The organism is Candidatus Enterococcus ikei, assembly GCF_017316105.1.
Classification (GTDB): domain Bacteria; phylum Bacillota; class Bacilli; order Lactobacillales; family Enterococcaceae; genus Enterococcus_L; species Enterococcus_L ikei.
The window spans coordinates 74035-92742 of sequence record NZ_JAFLWD010000035.1 but is presented as its reverse complement, the minus strand read 5'-3'; the positions used below and the strand labels follow the sequence as shown (position 1 = coordinate 92742).

Genomic DNA, 18708 nt, shown 5'->3' with positions numbered 1-18708 from the left:
TTCGAAGAATCATTTGAAATTTACAAGTCTGTTTTTAATGTATTGGAATGCAAAGATGAATATTTACATGAGCTATGGAAAGAAGTCATAGATTCAGCTATAGTGTATTCCAATATGAGAATTAATTGGAACTATTTTTCTAGGGAAGAAAAACTTGGCTCGTCAGAAGATAGAAAACGCTGGGGAGATTTTGCAGGGTATGTCTTGTGTTTTGAAAATATTAGAGCTAGATAAAGAAAACAATTTGAGGATGCTATAAAAAGTAGGTTCATAAAAAAATAAACCCCTGTCAAGCGTTATCTTGACAGGGGTTTTTGGTAGGGAAAATGGTAGGGAACCATATCATTTTCAATGAAAATCAAGCATTTCATAAGTTGAAAAACGTTGATTTATCGGCATTCCCCATCCTTATTATGTTGGCTCTTTATTCCCACTCAACAGTAGCAGGTGGCTTACTCGTAATATCATAAACAATCCGATTCACATGATCCACTTCATTCACGATTCTCACAGAAATCTTCTGCAACACATCCCAAGGAATTCGAGCAAAATCAGCTGTCATCCCATCAATCGAAGTCACTGCACGAATGCCCACAGTATAATCATACGTACGGCCATCACCCATCACACCCACACTACGGATGCCAGGTAACACAGTAAAGTACTGCCAAATATCACGATCTAAACCAGCATTAGCGATCTCTTCACGTAAAATCACAGCAGAGTTACGAACGATTTCTAATTTATCTTCAGTAATATCGTAAAGTACGTGAATGTCTAGTTCAAAAGTATATTGAACTAAACATTTTTAAATTATTACTCTTTGATATTTTGGAACATTTTTGTTAAAATGTAAGTAATTAAAAACATTTAGTAAGGAGAGGTTGAAATGGAAACTATTTTTTCTTCAACAGACCAAGTATTGCTATTTTTGATAGTGTTTAGTTTGATAGTTTTTTTATTGGCACTACTTATAGATAAGTCAAACGGATTATTTTTAGCTAGGAATCCATTTGATGCAAATAGTTATGAAGCAACGCCAGAGAACGAGAGTGAAAGGAAAGCTGGCAAGCTTTTTGTAAAATGGACATATAGAGTAGTCTTAATACTTATTCCGTTGTTTCTTCTTTTTTACAGTAATGTATTTGTCAAAATTATAGGTATTATTTTTATCATAGCTATTTTAGTTTATCAAAATAGTAAAAAAAAATAGTATTATAATTTAATGAGCACATCAGCAATGTTTATTAAATCTTCATCGTGAGTAGCAATAATGATAATTTTATCTTTTTTACTATTTAATAAATAGTCAATAATTATTTGTTTTGAACGAGAATCAAGATGATTAGTCGGTTCATCTAATATTAGAATCTCATTATTTTTACTAAATGACTGTATCAGATTTACTTTTTTTAACTCTCCTTCTGAGAGTTGACTTAAAGGGATATTCATCTTCATTGCCAAATCAAATTTATCTGTAAAAAACATACTAGTTTCATCCGTAATGATATCTGATAAGTACTCGTCGCTGATAAAAATATTTTTTTGCATGGTATATGAAAGAATATTTTCGTAAAAATACTCTTTATCTAAATCTTGAAAATCCATTTGATTTATTTTATACTCACCGTTTAAATTTGTATATAATGCAGCTACGATATTTAATATAGAACTTTTACCACATCCATTTGGGCCAATCAAACAATAGATTTCTCCTTTTTTAAATGTTTGAGAAAAATTTGATATGACAGGTAAAAAATTTGTGGGATATGTGAAAAAAATATTTTCTAATTCTAAAATTGAAATTTTATTAGGAGTAGCACCTCCGTTACTACTAGTTGGTAGTTCAAAGAAGTTGTTTAATCGAGATACGGAAACTTTTGCTTCAGTGTAAGTTGAAATGAATTTCGAAAAATATTTTACTGATTCTAGTAGGATATTAAAATAGGAAATCATAATTGAAAAATCGCCAATTGATAATGTTCCCTTTATAACAGCATTGCCACCGACAATAAAAATTCCGATCTGTGCTAAAAGAAACAATAGATTATCTCCGATTATAAAAGTAAAAGAAAAAATTTTAAAGTTAATCAACGAATGTTGAAGATTTTTATAACCATCGTAGGTGCTTCTTTTTATGCGCCCGATCAATCTATATAGGTTACTGTACTTAATAATATTTAAATTATTTTGGACAACGGAAAAGTATTTTGAACTTGCATTTTTTGTGTTCATCTGCTTAATATATAGTGACTTTTTTAACAAGTTGATATAAACTATATATACAATGATTAAAAGCGTTAACATTAATGCTAAATTCTTATCAAATGTAAATAATAGAAATAGTGCGGATAAGAAGCTTAAGCTTTTCATAATGATCATTCCGTAAGTTTCTAAAATGAATGCGGATACATTTTGTGAATCTGTATAGATTCGTTGGCTTGCATCTTTAGTGTCTAAGTTGTCAATTGTTAAAAAATCAACTTTGTTTAGATGTAACTCAAGTGCTACGACAATATTATAAGCGATATTAGTAGAGATTTTTGATTCAATGATTTGTAAATAAAAACTTAGAAGTAGTTGTATAGTAATTACTATTGTTAATATTTTCACAAAATCGTAAATGATTGTCATTGTGCCTATTTTTAAAAGAGAGTCGATAAAATTTCCTGAAATTAATGGAATAATATTTGTTAATAGTGCCAAAAATACGTTTATTACGATGAAGATAAGTAGTTTAATAGAATTTCCTTTTTTGAAATTTTTGATAAATTTTATAACATCCATTTTCTTTCCCCCATTCTTACAATCAATAAATTAATTTTAACATAAAATTCAGATTAGGAGTGAAAATTTATGAACATTACATCTGCATCATTTGACTTAACGTACAAGTGTAACTTGAAGTGTAAACATTGCTTTAATTCCAGTGGTGATCTATCACCATGTTATCATCAGCAAGTATTGACTCATGAGGAAAAAGAAAAAATATTATTGGATATTGCAAAATTAAATGTAAGTTCAATTTGTTTATGTGGGGGAGAAACGCTTCTTGAATTTGACTTTATAAAAAATGTTGTTCCTAAAATAAAAAAAATTTCTCCTGTTACATCAATTAATATGGTTAGTAATGGCATTTTATTTGATGAAGAAAAGGCTCGTGGATTAAAAGAAGCAGGTATTAGCCTAATTCAATTTAGTTTGGATGGTTTTACTGATGAAAGTTATGATTTTGTAAGAAACTCAAAGGGAAAACTTTACAAGGTGAAACAAGCTATAAAAATTGCTGTAAGAGAAGGTTTTACTGTTGGAGTGGCTGTTTTACCACATAAAAAGAATATAGATGAAATAGAAAAAATAATAGATTTTTGTGAAATGTGTAATATATTTGAAGTTAGATTTCAACCATTTATGCCGATAGGTAGGGGCTTAGAAAATAAAGAAGAAATAACTTTGTCAAAAGATGAGTATGAATATTTAAAAGAATTAATTGATAATAAGGAAAGGGAGATTAGAAAGAGAGGAAGTAATTTCAAAATTGAATGGGGAGACCCTATGGATCATTTTTTTATGATACAAGAAGAAGAAGATTTGCCATATTTGAATATAAATGCGTATGGAGAAATATTAGTATCTCCATATTTACCATTTGTTGTTTGGAATCTACGGAACAATACTTTAGGAGAGTACCTTGCCTCAGATTGTTTAAAGAAGATGTTGAACTTAGACGTTTTAACCGATACTTTGAATGAATTGACTACAGTGGATTCTCTTTCGTTGAGAGAATTGGATTTACCACATGTTTATAAAGAAGAAAATGTTTATTTATATAATTTGATTTAGAGAGGAGAATTATATGTATACTTTAAAAAAGGCGGAAGAACATGATTTTTCTCAAATCAATAATTTTTTGAAAATATTGGGTTCTTATGGCAGTACTCATTTTGGATATTACGAAGCATTAGATTCTTACAATTATGATTTAGAAAAAGTTTTTTCTCCAAGAGTGGTTAGACATATACTATTTTCAAAAGATAAAAATTGGTTCATAATTTATTTAGATGAAAAAGTAATGGGATTACTTTTGATATCGAACCCTAATGTCCTGTTAGAATCGACTGCATCGGTTTTGCTTTTTGCTGGATTCGAGAAAAATTTTGATAAAAATAATTGTGAATATAGTTATTTATTCAGTAATTTACCCACAGAAATTACAAAAATCAGCATTAGAGCAAATGAATGTGGAGAAAATATATTAAAAAAAAATATTAATGGTGAATTTGAAGTAATGATCCCTTTAAAAAATAAAGAGTATTATTATGCAATATTCAAAGAGGCAGGAGGCGATGCATAAATGAATAAAGAATATATTCCTTTGTTAAAAGAAAATAGTGTTTTAGTTAAAAATGACAGTAAATACATTCTAAAATCTTGTTCTTTGGAAGATAATTATTTAGAGATAAATGATAATGCTCAAATAATTATTGATGAATTAGCCCAAAAGAAAGATATAGAGAATATTTACCAATCAATACTTTCGAAGTCTAATACTAAAAATGAAAAGTTAATAATGGAGCAAGTTGATTTATTTTTGTTCCAGTTACAGTGTTTAAGGGAATATTTAGAAGATGATGAAACGGGCTATCTATTAAAAAGATTTCTGAATTCGGATGATACCACTGTAGATCCGTTTGGGGCTTATACAAAAAAAGAAATTTTTGATAATGAACTTCAATGCAAAAGCAAAAATTTTTACTATAGAGAAAAAAGCTTTTTAGACAGTTTATTCTATTCTTCTTTTACCGCAAATAAGATGTTTTCAGTAGTTGAGAAAAATGACTCGATAATAACTGTAGTGATTTTCAAGCATTTAGAAGATATTGATAGTTTTGAATTAATAGCAGTTTTTTCTAATAATAATGTCATTGAACAAAAAATGTTTTCAAGAATGTATAATGTAATAAATATTTATACGAATCTATTTTTCAAGAAAAGTATAAAAAAATCTAGTAAGGTAGTTATTAAATCAGATAATCATATACAAGGAAAAAATGGTTTTCGGACATCATATTGTGGAATTTTAAAATATGAGAACGGAAAAGAAAGTTGCAATATTTCAATACTAGAATTAAATGAGAATGGAGATGTTGTTGATGTATGATGCAAATGTAGGAGCTTCGATAAATAGTGTTAGTCAAGGAGGGCAGGATGTATCTCCAAGATATTTGGCTGTTTATTTAGCTGTAGGAGTAGTGCTAATACTCACTTATGCGATTAATATTAATATTAATACAAATACGAATGCTGTGAATAATAACACTATTATTGGTTGGAGATAACATAGTCAATAGTAAATGATGTATCTGATTTAATGATTTACAAATCTATTTATTGGTTACAATAGAAAAAAGAACCGTACGACTCTTTACAGTAAAAGAGTTATACGGTTCTTTTTAATTATTCCCACTCAACAGTAGCAGGTGGCTTACTCGTAATATCATAAACAATCCGATTCACATGATCCACTTCATTCACGATCCTCACAGAAATCTTCTGCAACACATCCCAAGGAATTCTAGCAAAATCAGCCGTCATTCCATCAATCGAAGTCACTGCACGAATCCCCACAGTATAATCATACGTACGGCCATCACCCATCACGCCCACACTACGGATGCCAGGTAACACAGTAAAGTACTGCCAAATATCACGATCTAAACCAGCATTGGCGATCTCTTCACGTAAAATCGCATCAGAGTTACGCACGATTTCTAATTTATCTTCGGTAATTTCACCAAGTACACGAATCCCTAAACCAGGACCAGGGAATGGTTGGCGCCAAACTAGCGCTTCAGGCATGCCTAATTCGATTCCTAATGCACGAACTTCATCTTTAAATAAAGTATTCAACGGTTCGATCAATTCAAATTGCATATCTTCTGGCAATCCGCCCACGTTATGGTGAGATTTGATCGTTTGCGCTGTTTCAGTTCCGCTTTCTACGATATCTGTATAAAGGGTACCTTGTGCTAGGAAGTCGATGCCGTCAAGTTTTGTCGCTTCATCATCGAAAACATACACAAATTCATTTCCAATGATTTTACGTTTTTCTTCTGGGTCAGAAACACCCGTTAATTTATCTAAGAAACGTTTTTTCGCATCTACTTTAATGATGTTTAAGCCGAATTTACCAGCTAAACTATCCATTACTTGTTCTGCTTCACCTTTGCGCAATAAACCATGATCTACAAAGATACATGTCAATTGGTCGCCGATAGCTTTTTGTAAAAGCACACCAACAACGCTTGAATCCACGCCGCCTGAAAGACCAAGAAGGACTTTTTTATCGCCGACTTGTTCACGGATTTTGTTGATTTCCATTTCGATGAAGTTGCCCATTGTCCAGTCGCCTTCGCAATGACAAATATCAAAAGTAAAGTGACGTAATAAGTCGTTACCATACTCAGAATGACGTACTTCTGGATGGAATTGCACACCGTAAAGGTTGCGAGCTGTATCTTGAACAGCTGCAAACGGACAATCTGCACTAGTTGCCACAGTTTCAAAGCTATCAGGGATAGCAGCGACTAGGTCACCATGACTCATCCAAGCGATTTGCTTTTCAGGTGTTCCTTTAAAGATAGGTGAATCAGGAATCAAAAGTGATAGCTCTGACTTGCCGTATTCACGGTTGCCAGCAGGCTCAACTTTTCCACCTAGATTATGCATCATTAGTTGCATACCGTAACAAATCCCTAGAATTGGAATGCCTAATTCATAAATTTCAGGATCGATACTAAACGCATTTTCATCATAAACACTATTTGGGCCACCAGAGAAAATAATTCCTTTTGGTGCCATTTCGCGAATTTCATCCGCTGTGATTCGGTGGCTCAATAATTCTGAGAACACGCCAAATTCACGAATACGTCGAGTAATCAATTGGTTATATTGACTACCAAAGTCTAAAACAATAATTTTTTCGACAGTTGTCAAATCGGCAACATTGGTCACATTTATTACCCCTATCCATTTAGATTTATCTAATAAAAGGTCAAAAAGAATTTTTTGACCTTTTTAGAATCAAGTTAAGTGTTGTTTTGTGATCTAGCTTCACGAACTAGTGCTTCGGAAAAAAGATGAAAAAGGCTAGTGACAAAAAGCGTCACAATCATTTTTCCCTATTTTTCTGTCAGCACTGAACGAGTTCGCTCAGCCTTTCTTTTAATACTTCCGCATAAATATCTCATCAATAATATGATTTTCAGTCTTATGAAGTATAATATCCGCTCTGCCTCGAGTTGGCAAGATATATTCCTCTAAGTTCTTCAAATTCACTGTTTTCCAAACTTCTTTAGCCATCGCAAAGGCATCTTCACGATTGCCGATCGCATATTGATAATAGTAATTATCTGGATCAAGAAAGGCTGTATCGAGTAAGGCACCAAAACGTTCAAGGTACCATTTTTCGATCAGCTTCGGTTCTGCATCTACAAAGACCGAAAAGTCAAAGAAGTCACTGACGTAAATTTGCTGATTGGCTGGCAATTGCAGTGTATTGATTCCTTCAACGATCAGAATATCTGGTTGTTGAATCACTTCATATTCGCCTTCCACAATATCATATACGCTGTGAGAATAAAGTGGTGCTTTGATTTCTTCTTGGCTATTTTTGACTTGGTTTAAAAAGTCGATTAACTTTTCCATGTCATAGCTTTCAGGAAATCCTTTACGATCCATGATGCCTTTTGCTTCCAACACTTTATTTGGATATAAAAAGCCATCCGTCGTAATCAGTTGGACATTGCGGCGTTTAAAGGTTCTGGATAAAATCAGCTGCAGTAAACGAGCGGTGGTACTTTTTCCAACAGCTACACTACCAGCAATCCCGATGATGAAAGGCGGAACAGGTACATATTCATGCAAAAACAGCCCTTTGCTAACAGTTAAAGACTCAAATTCTTTCATATATAAGTGAATCAGATGGGTCAGCGGCACGTAAATGTCCTGCACATCCTGCAATGAAATTTGATCATTGAAGCCTTTAATATCTTCTAATTCTTCTTCTGTCAGCGGCGCTTTGCCGTTATGATAGAAGCCCTGCCATTCCTTCCGTGAAATGGGGTAATAATTCATTTTATCGTCCATCGGTTCCTCCACCAAAGCCAACATTTATTTCTGTGCTTATTATAGCATCTTTCATAAAACAACAAAACCCTACTGAGTGGTTAAAGTAGAGTTTTGTTGTGTATTCTTATTTATTCATAATCAAAGCACTGGTATCTTCAAAGTCATAGGCTGACAAGTCTAGTTTTATAGGTGTATTCGTTTTAGGATCATATTTAGTGAGTTGATCATCGAACATAAAATAGTAATAAGCACTATCTTGAGTGAAAAATGGAGGATTTATATGTTTTTCTTGTTCCAATTTTTCATATTCAGGAAAATGAATGAACGATTCAGATTGTTCTTTCAAGCTATAAACGGTCCATGTATAGCTTTTTACATATAGCTCATAGTGGCGAATGATCAGGTTTTCGTTTGGCTCGTCTACATATATTTCCATTGGATAAGGATAAGTCAAAGTGAGATACTCTTTATTTTTTGTTGCTAGATCATATACAAGTACTCGATTTGCTTCTCCTGGTTCACCAGTTGTACCCATGCCACTATTGGCTTCTGTAATATAAAGTTTATTTTGAAAATGAACCATTCTCATGTATGCACTTGTTTCATCACCTAGGTCAGTTTCTTCGACCACTTCAAATTCTTTCGTCATTTTCACTAACATATTTTTACTTGATCCATCGTCAGGATTAGTATAGCCACATAAAACATAAAGATAATCTCCTAGAGGAATTAGTTGATTGGTTAGGATACTTTCCTTTTTACGGAGTTCCTTTTTCAGCTGAAGTTTCAAGTTCTTATCATACTTATAAAATTCTGTTCGATCACTAAAACAGGCGGTAGTATAAAAAAATTCTCCATCTACATTTGAAGTATAGGCATCATTTCCTTCTGCTTTGACAAGATCAATGGATAAGTCACGACCAATTTTTGCTAAGGAAACTTCAAGTTTGGGATTTTCAGAGGTTTTTGTGTAGTAATGATTATCCATTTCCCAGAAATTGTTGCGCCAAAAATTTAGATTTCCGTCTGTTCGTTTAAGTTGTTCCACTTTTTCTAGTTTATCGTCTTTTTCAAGAAAGGTTGTGATGTTTTTTGAATCAATAATAGCTAGATCGTATTCTTTTGTTTTTAATGCAGTTGTCTTTTGGCATCCGCCAAGCATAAGTAAGAAAAATAGGGAGGTTAGCCCTATTTTTCGTAAAACGTTTTTATTCATATTTATTTCTTCCTATAAATCAAAGTTGTTTTGTCTGTTTGATGAAGTTCAAATGGATGTACAGCAGATGCATAACGCCATGTGTCTAAGTCAACGTTAGCTGTGTCTTTATATGCTGCCCAAACCAGCTGAGAGCAATAGAAAGTACTTCTGGTACCTCTATTCAAAAAATTGTTATTGTATTTTTTTCCAACCTGTTTTTCAGCCCATAAGGCAGCTTTTTTATCTTGTGCAACTGACGTACTTTTTACGCCAACTTGCCATACTTGGCCACCAAAACGAGAAGGCCAGTCACCGCTTTTAAATTGTACTCCGTCATTAGGGTTGGCTTCAACAGTTGTATACCAGCGACTAGCACCCATGATTCCCGTATGACCATTATTAAAAAGGGGACTAGAAGCATATGAATCTGTTATACAAATGACACCGTCGCGCCATGACCATGATCCAGCTCTAGCACGTCCAATAGCCTTCGGGTCTATTTCAATTGGAGCGTTATTTGCTTCATTTTTCATATCTTCTTCCCATTGTTCGCTTTCTGGAAAAATCGAATTCAAATCATTTAAATTATTCACTTCTGAAGTTGTACTGATTTCAGAATCTTCAACTGCAAGAGCTTGTGTAGCAGAAAAAATGTGTACAGAAAGTATAGCGGTACCAACAAATAACCAATTTCTTTTTTTCATATTTTAACCACCTATTATATTTTTTACTAATGTTGAATTTGATTATATAATAATGTATTTATTATGTCAAACTTATTAGTGGTTTTTAATTTGTTTTTGTCTGAAATATAAAACTTTAAGTTATGGTTTTTAATTCTGCTAAAAATAAATAGAATTAAGAATTCTCATTTTAATTGGAACTACTCTAAAATAATTCTTTGCCTCGGCAAAAGGCCCTTTTCAATGGTATGATAAACAAAGAAAACAAGTCGAGAAAGGAAAATACGTAATGAAAAAAATCGTTTTATTTGGAGATAGCATCACAGCAGGATATGGTGATGAAGCTATCACACCGATTTTACAAAACCTAATTACAGAAGACCTAGCAGCGCAAAACTATGAAGAAGTCATGATCGTAAATGCTGGGATGCCAGGAGACACGACACAAGATGCCATGAAACGTTTGGAAAAGGAAGTATTAGCAGAACAAGCGGATATTGTAACAATCTTTTTCGGCGCTAATGACACAAACGCGGATAACTTAGTTCCTTTAGAGCAATACGCAGAAAATATCGAAACAATGATCACTAAAATCGGAAAAGAAAAAATTATTCTACTCACACCACCATATGTGGATTGTGCTAGAAAACCCACTCGGGATGATGACCGCATTCGGGAATACGTAGAACGAGTAAAAGTGATCGGAGCAAAATATGAAATTCCTGTCATCGATGTATACAAAGCAATGGTTGTTTACCCCGGCACAGATGAATTTTTACAAGCAGATGGACTACACTTTTCTAAAACGGGTTATGACTTACTCGCTGCCTTGATTGTTCGTGAAATAAAAGGTAGACTGATGACAAAAGAAAATAGTTAGGAAGAAGAAAATGAATAATCATTATTATACAGAAAATCCAGATTTAGCTCATGATTTAGAGCAGTGGTCGTTTGAATTAAGAGGGAAGGAGTTTCAATTTTTAACAGATAGTGGAGTATTTTCCCGTAATACAGTGGACTTTGGCTCTCGTGTGTTGATCGATGCTTTTGACTGGGAAGAGTTACCAGAAGGAAAGCTGTTAGATGTTGGTTGCGGTTATGGTCCAATTGGTTTAACCATAGCAGCGCTAAGCGGTAGAACAGTAGAAATGATCGATGTGAATCAACGTGCAGTAGCCTTAGCGCAAGAAAACGCGAAGAAAAACCACGTAAAAAATGTCGATATCCATACCTCAAATATTTATGCCGATGTTCATGAAAAGGAATACGCTGCAATTATTAGCAATCCGCCGATTCGAGCGGGGAAAAAAGTCGTTCACGAAATTTTAAGTGAAGCTTATCCAAGACTTTTAGTCGGCGGAACCCTGACAGTCGTGATCCAAAAAAAACAAGGTGCACCAAGTGCTGAGAAAAAAATGGCAGAAGTTTTTGGTAATGTAGAAATTGTGACAAAAGACAAAGGCTATTATATTTTAAAAAGTGTTAAAGAAGCGTAGTGTTGAATAGAAAAATAAAAAATCGAGACAGTCGAAATGATTGTCTCGATTTTTTGCGTATTATTCTTTAACCAGCTGTAAAAGTTGAGTATAAATAGCTTTCCAAGTTCCTGCTTCATTAAAGTTTTCCACGAGTAAAAAAGCGGTGTCGGGTCTTTCAATCGGTGCCACATAATTTGCAATGATCACATTCGCAATCGTGTCATCTGTTGTGAAAATGAAGGTATCGGGGTTGAGGATTTTCATCAGTTTTCGTTTTAATGCCAATTCAGCAACGATATTCCCACCAAAGTCGATATAAATCATGACTTTTTGCTGATGTTCACCTAGAACGATCAAATAAAGCGTATCGATCAAGACTTGCTTACTTTCTTCTTTTTTAGACCAAGGAATTGCTGGTTGAAATTGGTCATAGAAATTAACCAATTGCTCATACAAGGCTGCGTGAGTTTGGATACTTTCAGTAGTCAGCGCTTGTGAATAAAAGATATTTTTTAAATCATGACCAAAAAACTGAATATAACTTAGATGCAAGGTCAAAATATAAAGGCTAGCGTAATAGTTTTTATAAAGACGTGGTAAGGATTCCAATGTAAAAGTATCGAATACAGCATCTAACATCTGTTTAGCGAGCATCGCTAAATCAAAATCGATCATATTTTCTAAATGTTCACCTAAGCGAATCATTTCATCAAAGGTACACAGTCTAGGAATAAAGATCCGTAAGAAAAATAGTAAAAAAGCATGATCAAGCTCATTTTCTTTTGCTTCAAAAATGGTTGTTAATGGAAAGACAGAGGATGATTGAATCTCTGTTGTTAACCGACCTAAATCGGTGGGTGTATGCTCTAGAACATAGAAAAAAGAATTTAGACTGTGAAGCTCAGAATAAGTCATTTCTTTTGCATAAGGGAGCGTTTTCTCGTTCTCTATACTTTTTTGACGTTCTAATTCTATTGTAGGATACGGTGAACGATAAAAGAATAGGAAACTAAAGACTAAAAAGCGAAAGATAAAAATATCAGAAGCGCGCCCTTTCAGAAAAACGGTCTTATTCGCAACCGTCAATTCTAAACTGAATTGCTTCAAAAAAGGATTGACCTGACGAATCACATAATAGGTGTGTGACTGAGAAAATAGTAATTTTTGTGCAACATCCGTAATGGGGATTTGCTCCTCATGCAAAAAAAGATAGGTCAATTGAAACATCGCAGAAGCGTTTAAATAATGTTGAATCAGTTCATAAATCAACAGCGAAGGATGATGACCATCTTCCACTCTTTCTGCTATATATTTATTTTCTTTGTAATTGATTGTTATTGGGATTTGATAAACAGCCAAATCTCTATTTAGTTGAAGTACAAAATGATACAGGCGGTTTTTAGATAGAGACAATTGTACTTGTAAAATCTCACTTTCGATCATGGGACTATTTACGATCCTGGTAAATAAATCTAATTTTATCTGTTCATTTTTTTTGATTAATTTAGTCATTAACATACCAACCCCACCTTTATATAGTCATTATAAACAAGTTTAAATATTTTTCATATTAAAAAATTAAAAATAAGCAAATTATTGTAATACGAGAATATCTTGAATTTGATATGGGATTCTTTTATATTTTGTAAGCAGAACAAATTTGATAAATAAGAGGTGGTTTAGTGAGATTCGTTAAACGATTTAATTTATGGATGGTTATTCTTTTTTTAGTCGTCAGTCCTTTGAGTCCAAGTACGATGCATGTATTCGCTGAAACACTAAATGAGCAGGCTACCTATTTAAAAATACATAAAAATGAAAAAGAACAAGCAGTGGTCATGTTACCACAAATCATTTCGGGACAACAGGTAACAATCAAGGCTGAAACGTCAATAGATGTTACGGCGTTAGAGCAGGAACCATCGATTCTAAATTTAAGTACTAATGAAGACAAGCGAAGTGTTTCATTTAGATACGAAGGAGTCGCCCCTTTTGAATTATATTTTGAAGTTGATCAAGTAACCGAGCAAGAACTTACAGTCGAGCAAAACAGAGAAGTCACTACCTACCAATTACAGTTGGACGAAAGCTTCACTGAAACGAGTTCCATAGAATCACATAGCAATGAAACAGAGGAAACAAATCAAGAAAGCTCAGAAACATCTTCAATCGTTGAGACAAGTGGAACGAAGGAGCTGATGGAAACTGAAACAAGTTCAGGACTGGATAGTAGTACTAACACTGAAGCTGAAGTAACTGCGACGTCAGAAAGTGCAGCATCAACAAAAAAAAATACACATACTCCAGAGACAAGATCAGGCGACTTGATGAGCGAAATTTCCGCAGATCGAGATGCGGGTTGGAAAATTCAACTGGATAAGCAAAGTCTTTTATCAACACCTCTCTCATCAGGCAGCCAAGTTTCTTACGGCTTTGCGGCAGAAGATGATTTATTTTTAACGAATGTATTTTTAACTGACAAAGATGGTCAGCGAGTAGACTACCGTAATGAAAGTAATTCGTCTAATAGTAGAGGAATTCGTTTGTACTCCTTTGAAAAAGCTGGGGAATATTCAGCTATAGAGAAGGTAGCGTTGAGTGCAGTTTCGATCAAAGATAACCAAATCAGAGGCTATGGAGAATTCACACTTGATCATAATCTAATCTACTCTTATAAAGTTGTGGTGCGGGTGACCTTAAGTTCAAATCCGACAACTGGAGATATCCAAAAGCAAATCGGAATCAAACGTGTTGACAAACCTCTACTAGGTGATCCACAACCGATGAATGTTGGTTTTTCCGAAATAGTCGATACCAAGTTAAATGGCCGAGACAGTGCAGATGTCACTTATATCGGAAATAATCGTGGGCTTTCAATTGAAAATGATCCATATAAAGTTCTATTTAAAGTGAATGAAGAGAATAGCGCAGGGACAAATCCAGATAAATGGGGAGCTGCTAAAGGAACTTACTTGGATTTAAGCATTGGTATTCACTGGTGGTATCGTTATGCAGAACCAGGTGATTTCTTTAAGAACCATTCAATCATTGGCGGTGAGGTTCATGGTCTGGAAGATAAAAATGGTCAGCCAGGTGAAATCGTGGATCATTTTTCAGATTCCGCAATCGCTATGATGTGGAATAAACAAAAAGTGAAACCACAAGAAACTAGGCTAATGTCTTATACTATTCATTTAGATGAAATAAGCAAACCAGAAATTAAACTACAGTCAGATATTCCAGCTAGTTTACTTGAAGGGAAAAATTTAGAAAAAATCAGTGGTACATTAGAATCGGATAGAAGCAATACGATGAATATGCTGTATGCAATTGATGAGGGTGACTATACAAAATTTGCAGAAATCGTAAATGAAAATAAAGGCGAAAAATATCAGTGGTCAATTGATAAAATCAATTTATCTTCATATAAGGCAGGGAAGCACACGCTGACCTTTCTGGCTCAAGATAGCGATGGTAACTTATCTGAAAAAGTCACACGTACATTTAGAATCATTTCCAAAGATACAAAATATGTTTTTGATTCTACAGTAACAAATACGAACGGACTTTTATCTAAAGTTCACCCGGGCGATCGCTTGCATTATGAGATTTATTTAGAAAATAGAGGGAAAAATATTTACTTCCGTTGGGAAAATGAATTCTCTAAGTATTTGAAGTTAGATGAAAAATCAATTCATATCGAAAATAAACGAGATCCAAAACCGAATATTCAAATTAAAAATCAGATAATTACTTATGAGGGCGCAACGGCTCTAAATGAGGCTGTTACTTTTAGCTTTGATGCAATTGTCAAAGATGAAAGTTTAGGGATAAAGCTAGCGTCAATTGTGAATAAAGCCAGTTTCTATGAAAGTGATGGTTCGACTAGGCCTCTGGTGAAAAGTGAAATTAGCTTAGCGAATGAAGGAACTGTTACAAATTTTCCAAAACCACATTTAGATGGTCAGTTGCTAAATCAAGAAATCAAAGAAGACGATGAACTGGTTTTTGAAGGAAAGATCGGTAACTCAACGATAAATAAAGACACTGAAGCCGGCTCATGGAAAAAAGTGCAATATATTTTTCCAGAAGAAGAAGGGTTAGTTCTTAAAGAAATTCAAGTTCTTGATAAAAACAATCAACCTTTGCCAGACAGTCAGGTTGAGAGTGGAATCGTGTCTGAAAATGATGAGCAACAGATAAAGAATAATTATCAAAGAATGGCAATCGCTCGTTTTAAAAAGGATATTCTACCTCAAGAAGAGTACCATATCCGAGTAAAAGCAACAGCTGCTAAAGATTCTTCTAAGTTGAAAGAAGCGATTACGGTTCATACGTCAGCTTTTGGTACTGACAAAACAGAAGAAGATATCGAAGTGGCAAAAGAAATCAAAATGCCTAAGGTTCAACCCAAAGAAATGCTGATCATAGCAGATGTGACGGGTGAGATGAATTTTGGAGAATGGACCATAAAAAGAGAAACACACAAAAAATATGCGGAAGGTTTGAGCATAAAAATTCAAGATACACGCGTAGGTAGTAACTCATGGTCACTGCAGGTTTCTGGCGAAATCAAAAATGAATCAGGTGATTTGTTGCCGTTAATTTTTGAAGAAGGCAAACAAAAACAATCATTGAAAGATGGAATTATCATTCGTCACAAAGGGATGAAAGAATTAACCTTCGGAGAAAAAAGTGAGCAAAAAATTTATGCTGAGCTTTCTTCAAACATGACGAAAGGTCATTATCAAGGAACGATCTCTTGGAATCTGATGGATGTACCTTAAGATGCAAGTATTCATTATTATCGTTTTAAAACGATAGAACTATTAATGTCTATCGCTAAAATAATTAAGTAGTTAAACACATTAGGAGGAATTATATTATGAAAACAAGTAAATTAACAGCAGGAATGATTCTATTAGCAGTAGGAAGTATGTTTGCAGTAACAGCACATGCAGAAGAAGACACACATTCAAAACAAGCAACAACAAAAGCGGAAGCATCTGTTAAAGGTGGGGATTTGTATTTAACAGGTTTTACAGACAATGTGAACTTTGATTTTGATTTAAATGATGTCGTAACAACAGATGATGCGGGGATGACAGCGATCAATTCAGTAATCAAGTCTTCAAAGAAAAGTAATAGACTTATTTTAGGACAAGTAGTCGACTTGCTAGGTTCTAATGAAAAATGGACAGTAAATGTGAAATTATCAGAGTTTGTGAATACAGAAAATAAAGAACAAAAACTTACATCACCAATAATTGAAGGAACAAAAATTCTAGGTCAAGAAACACCTAAAACATTGTCAGATGATTCAATGATCATCGATCAAGTGGGAACTAATATTGTTTCTGACGGAGAAACAACAGGGTTAGGAGTTAATACGATTGGGCTTTCTAATACAATAATGACATTTGCTTATACAATGAATAAGAAAATTGTTGCAGGAGATTACGCAGGCGAAATTAACTGGAACTTAGTTGATGCAGAAACAGGACAAGAATAAAAGAGAGTCTAATTAGACATAGCAAGTGTTCGTTATCAAAATAGCAGGGTAAATTTGAAACAAAGAGCAGATTTTTGTTTCGAATTTATCTATACATAAACCAGTCACGTTAGAACATAGGAAGGAATAATTATAATGAAAAAAATAATAGCATTTTTAAGTGTGATTTTTGTTGCGGGATTATTTTGTGGAAGCACAGTTTTTGCTGAAGAAATGTCTTACTCAGTTCAAGCAGTTTTACCAGAGAATCAAAAGTCGGATGTTAGCTATTTTGACTTACATATGAACCCATCAGAAGAGCAAGAGTTAAAATTAAAACTTATAAATTACGCAGATCAACCATCAACTATTGCGGTCACTCCTAGAGATGCTTTCACGAATAATAATGGAATGGTCGATTATAGTGTTGATAATCCTGTGTTAGATAAAACAATGAAACATAGTTTTACCGATTTAGTTTCGGAGAAACAAGTCGTTACCTTGAATGCGAAAGAAGAAAAAGAGATTATATTTCATTTAAAGATGCCAAAGGATTCTTTCGATGGAGAAATCTTAGGTGGATTTTTTGTTCAAGAAGTGAAAGATAAAGAGACTTCTGAGAACTCAAATGAGGCGAATAAAGAACAAAAAAGTGTTTCTGGTGTCCAATTGTCAAATCGGTTTTCTTATACGATTGGTGTAAAGTTAAGCGAAACAGACAACGCAATAAAACCAGAAGTCAAATTGGGCGATGTTCAGGCAGGTCTGGTAAATGGTCGAACAGCTTTTTTAGCGACACTACGAAATGTTCAAAGTACAACCTTAAAAAAGGCTACTGTTGAAGCGAATGTGTATCAAAAAGATAAACTAATTTATACAACAAAAAAGGAAAAATTAGCAATGGCTCCTCATTCTGTATTTGATTACAATATCTCTTTAGAAAATGAAGAAATACGCGCTGGAGAGTATACGCTTAAGCTAATTGTTACAAGTGGTGAAGAGAAGTGGGCATTTACAAAAGAGTTTGATGTCGAGAAAAAAGAGGCGGAGAAATTTAACAAAGAAGCTGTAGAGGTGGTAAAACAACCAACCAATTATTGGCCGTGGGTGGTAGCTGGAATGGGCATTATCTTAGTTGGCTTACTAGGATATATTGTTTATCAAAAAAAACATAATTAAAAAGAAAGAGGATGGAACAGAAGTGTTTAACCTCGAGAAATAAGAGGGAATTCACGAAAATTGTTCTTCAAATTTTTGTGAATTTCAGCTTATTTCCGAAGAGGTTACTTCTGTTTACACCGTTTAGTCGTAGTTAGTGTGTGAAACAAAAGTGTTTTTTACTTTTGTCCCACACACTTTCTTTTTCTATTATCAAGTGTATTGATGGAGTACTTAGAATGCTGCAATCCCATCAATTTCAATTTTAAAATCAGGATCAATCAATCCAGCAACAACAACTAATGTAGAAGTAGGTTTTGACTCACCCACAAAGGTTGTTAATTGTTTTCTAACGCCTGGTAGATAAGAAATATCGGTAATATAAATCGTGATTTTTACCAAATCATCTACGGTTAAATTATTTTCAAGTAAAGCATCTGTAATTTTTCCTAGCACAATCTCTGTTTGCTCTTCGATATTTTGCGGTGTGTGACCGTCTTTACTTGTAGTTTGGCCTGAAATATATAGGGACTTGTTGCTAGCGATTTTTGTATTTTGATAAATTTTCAT

The 18708-nt window shown here is 33.8% G+C and carries 17 protein-coding genes and 1 pseudogene; 10 read left to right on the top strand and 8 right to left on the bottom strand.

Features of this window, described 5'->3' with window-relative positions; all coding sequences use genetic code 11:
- Positions 1–424: 424 nt before the first annotated feature.
- Positions 425–781 (bottom strand): annotated as a pseudogene (locus JZO69_RS13790) (GMP synthase (glutamine-hydrolyzing)); the annotation flags it as partial.
- A gap of 108 nt (positions 782–889) precedes the next feature.
- On the opposite strand from JZO69_RS13790, the gene JZO69_RS13785 reads away from it, so the two are divergent.
- Positions 890–1213, top strand: coding sequence for a hypothetical protein (locus JZO69_RS13785; protein WP_207113421.1), 324 nt, complete (start codon positions 890–892; stop codon positions 1211–1213).
- Between the two features lie 2 nt (positions 1214–1215).
- Here the strand turns inward: JZO69_RS13785 and JZO69_RS13780 are convergent, their stop codons facing one another.
- Positions 1216–2787: an ATP-binding cassette domain-containing protein gene (locus JZO69_RS13780; protein WP_207113420.1), complete on the bottom strand. Its 1572-nt coding sequence runs from the start codon at positions 2785–2787 to the stop codon at positions 1216–1218.
- 69 nt (positions 2788–2856) lie between these two features.
- Here JZO69_RS13780 and JZO69_RS13775 point away from each other — a divergent pair, with 69 nt between their 5' ends.
- From JZO69_RS13775 to JZO69_RS13760, 4 genes are read left to right on the top strand one after another with little or no spacing between them, the layout of a single operon-like run.
- Complete coding sequence (locus JZO69_RS13775; RefSeq protein WP_207113419.1) at positions 2857–3843, top strand: radical SAM protein; 987 nt, start codon at positions 2857–2859, stop codon at positions 3841–3843.
- Between the two features lie 13 nt (positions 3844–3856).
- A complete protein-coding gene (locus JZO69_RS13770; protein WP_207113418.1) occupies positions 3857–4354 on the top strand; it encodes a hypothetical protein in 498 nt (165 codons plus the stop codon).
- The gene (locus JZO69_RS13765) at positions 4355–5161 is read left to right on the top strand and encodes a hypothetical protein (RefSeq protein ID WP_207113417.1); all 807 of its coding nucleotides are present in this window, start codon (positions 4355–4357) and stop codon (positions 5159–5161) included.
- Positions 5154–5339, top strand: coding sequence for a hypothetical protein (locus JZO69_RS13760; protein ID WP_207113416.1), 186 nt, complete (start codon positions 5154–5156; stop codon positions 5337–5339). Before JZO69_RS13765 ends, JZO69_RS13760 begins: the two co-directional genes overlap by 8 nt.
- Positions 5340–5457: 118 nt before the next feature.
- Here JZO69_RS13760 and guaA read toward each other — a convergent pair whose 3' ends face one another.
- From guaA to JZO69_RS13740, 4 genes are all read right to left on the bottom strand, one after another.
- Entirely contained in the window at positions 5458–7014 is a 1557-nt protein-coding gene (guaA, locus tag JZO69_RS13755; RefSeq protein WP_207113415.1) for a glutamine-hydrolyzing GMP synthase, read from the bottom strand.
- Between the two features lie 210 nt (positions 7015–7224).
- On the bottom strand, positions 7225–8148 hold the full coding sequence (gene coaA, locus JZO69_RS13750; RefSeq protein WP_086315709.1) for a type I pantothenate kinase: 924 nt from the start codon (positions 8146–8148) through the stop codon (positions 7225–7227).
- 106 nt (positions 8149–8254) lie between these two features.
- A complete protein-coding gene (locus tag JZO69_RS13745) occupies positions 8255–9346 on the bottom strand; it encodes a hypothetical protein (RefSeq protein ID WP_207113414.1) in 1092 nt (363 codons plus the stop codon).
- Positions 9347–9348: 2 nt separating this feature from the next.
- Positions 9349–10032, bottom strand: a complete 684-nt coding sequence (locus JZO69_RS13740) for a YiiX/YebB-like N1pC/P60 family cysteine hydrolase (RefSeq protein WP_242586838.1) — start codon at positions 10030–10032, stop codon at positions 9349–9351.
- A gap of 268 nt (positions 10033–10300) precedes the next feature.
- On the opposite strand from JZO69_RS13740, the gene JZO69_RS13735 reads away from it, so the two are divergent.
- Together JZO69_RS13735 and JZO69_RS13730 are read left to right on the top strand one after the other, a co-directional pair.
- Positions 10301–10891 carry a GDSL-type esterase/lipase family protein gene (locus tag JZO69_RS13735; RefSeq protein WP_207113413.1) on the top strand — a complete coding sequence of 197 codons (591 nt, stop codon included), beginning with the start codon at positions 10301–10303 and terminating at the stop codon, positions 10889–10891.
- Between the two features lie 10 nt (positions 10892–10901).
- The gene (locus JZO69_RS13730; RefSeq protein ID WP_207113412.1) at positions 10902–11507 is read left to right on the top strand and encodes a class I SAM-dependent methyltransferase; all 606 of its coding nucleotides are present in this window, start codon (positions 10902–10904) and stop codon (positions 11505–11507) included.
- A 60-nt stretch (positions 11508–11567) separates the two neighbouring features.
- Here the strand turns inward: JZO69_RS13730 and JZO69_RS13725 are convergent, their stop codons facing one another.
- Complete coding sequence (locus JZO69_RS13725) at positions 11568–13007, bottom strand: helix-turn-helix domain-containing protein (RefSeq protein ID WP_207113411.1); 1440 nt, start codon at positions 13005–13007, stop codon at positions 11568–11570.
- Between the two features lie 164 nt (positions 13008–13171).
- Between JZO69_RS13725 and JZO69_RS13720 the strand changes: the two genes are divergently transcribed.
- The 3 genes from JZO69_RS13720 to JZO69_RS13710 all read left to right on the top strand — a co-directional run bounded on the left by JZO69_RS13720 (position 13172) and on the right by JZO69_RS13710 (position 18159).
- Entirely contained in the window at positions 13172–16276 is a 3105-nt protein-coding gene (locus JZO69_RS13720) for a hypothetical protein (protein WP_207113410.1), read from the top strand.
- Between the two features lie 98 nt (positions 16277–16374).
- Positions 16375–17001 (top strand): WxL domain-containing protein, encoded by a 627-nt coding sequence (locus JZO69_RS13715; RefSeq protein ID WP_207113409.1) that lies wholly within the window; start codon positions 16375–16377, stop codon positions 16999–17001.
- Positions 17002–17136: 135 nt separating this feature from the next.
- Entirely contained in the window at positions 17137–18159 is a 1023-nt protein-coding gene (locus JZO69_RS13710) for a WxLIP family cell surface protein (RefSeq protein ID WP_207113408.1), read from the top strand.
- A 213-nt stretch (positions 18160–18372) separates the two neighbouring features.
- On the opposite strand, the gene JZO69_RS13705 is transcribed toward JZO69_RS13710, so the two are convergent.
- Entirely contained in the window at positions 18373–18708 is a 336-nt protein-coding gene (locus JZO69_RS13705) for a RidA family protein (RefSeq protein WP_207113407.1), read from the bottom strand.

Bases quoted from the DNA above. Each gene is read 5' to 3' on its own strand.
- JZO69_RS13705 (WP_207113407.1), bottom strand. From the start codon at position 18,708: ATGAAAATTTATCAAAATACAAAAATCGCTAGCAACAAGTCCCTATAT.
- JZO69_RS13775 (WP_207113419.1), top strand. From the start codon at position 2,857: ATGAACATTACATCTGCATCATTTGACTTAACGTACAAGTGTAACTTG.
- JZO69_RS13760 (WP_207113416.1), top strand. From the start codon at position 5,154: ATGTATGATGCAAATGTAGGAGCTTCGATAAATAGTGTTAGTCAAGGA.
- JZO69_RS13715 (WP_207113409.1), top strand. From the start codon at position 16,375: ATGAAAACAAGTAAATTAACAGCAGGAATGATTCTATTAGCAGTAGGA.
- JZO69_RS13735 (WP_207113413.1), top strand. From the start codon at position 10,301: ATGAAAAAAATCGTTTTATTTGGAGATAGCATCACAGCAGGATATGGT.
- coaA (WP_086315709.1), bottom strand. From the start codon at position 8,148: ATGGACGATAAAATGAATTATTACCCCATTTCACGGAAGGAATGGCAG.
- JZO69_RS13745 (WP_207113414.1), bottom strand. From the start codon at position 9,346: ATGAATAAAAACGTTTTACGAAAAATAGGGCTAACCTCCCTATTTTTC.
- JZO69_RS13730 (WP_207113412.1), top strand. From the start codon at position 10,902: ATGAATAATCATTATTATACAGAAAATCCAGATTTAGCTCATGATTTA.
- JZO69_RS13765 (WP_207113417.1), top strand. From the start codon at position 4,355: ATGAATAAAGAATATATTCCTTTGTTAAAAGAAAATAGTGTTTTAGTT.
- JZO69_RS13785 (WP_207113421.1), top strand. From the start codon at position 890: ATGGAAACTATTTTTTCTTCAACAGACCAAGTATTGCTATTTTTGATA.
- JZO69_RS13725 (WP_207113411.1), bottom strand. From the start codon at position 13,007: ATGTTAATGACTAAATTAATCAAAAAAAATGAACAGATAAAATTAGAT.
- JZO69_RS13740 (WP_242586838.1), bottom strand. From the start codon at position 10,032: ATGAAAAAAAGAAATTGGTTATTTGTTGGTACCGCTATACTTTCTGTA.
- JZO69_RS13710 (WP_207113408.1), top strand. From the start codon at position 17,137: ATGAAAAAAATAATAGCATTTTTAAGTGTGATTTTTGTTGCGGGATTA.
- JZO69_RS13780 (WP_207113420.1), bottom strand. From the start codon at position 2,787: ATGGATGTTATAAAATTTATCAAAAATTTCAAAAAAGGAAATTCTATT.
- JZO69_RS13770 (WP_207113418.1), top strand. From the start codon at position 3,857: ATGTATACTTTAAAAAAGGCGGAAGAACATGATTTTTCTCAAATCAAT.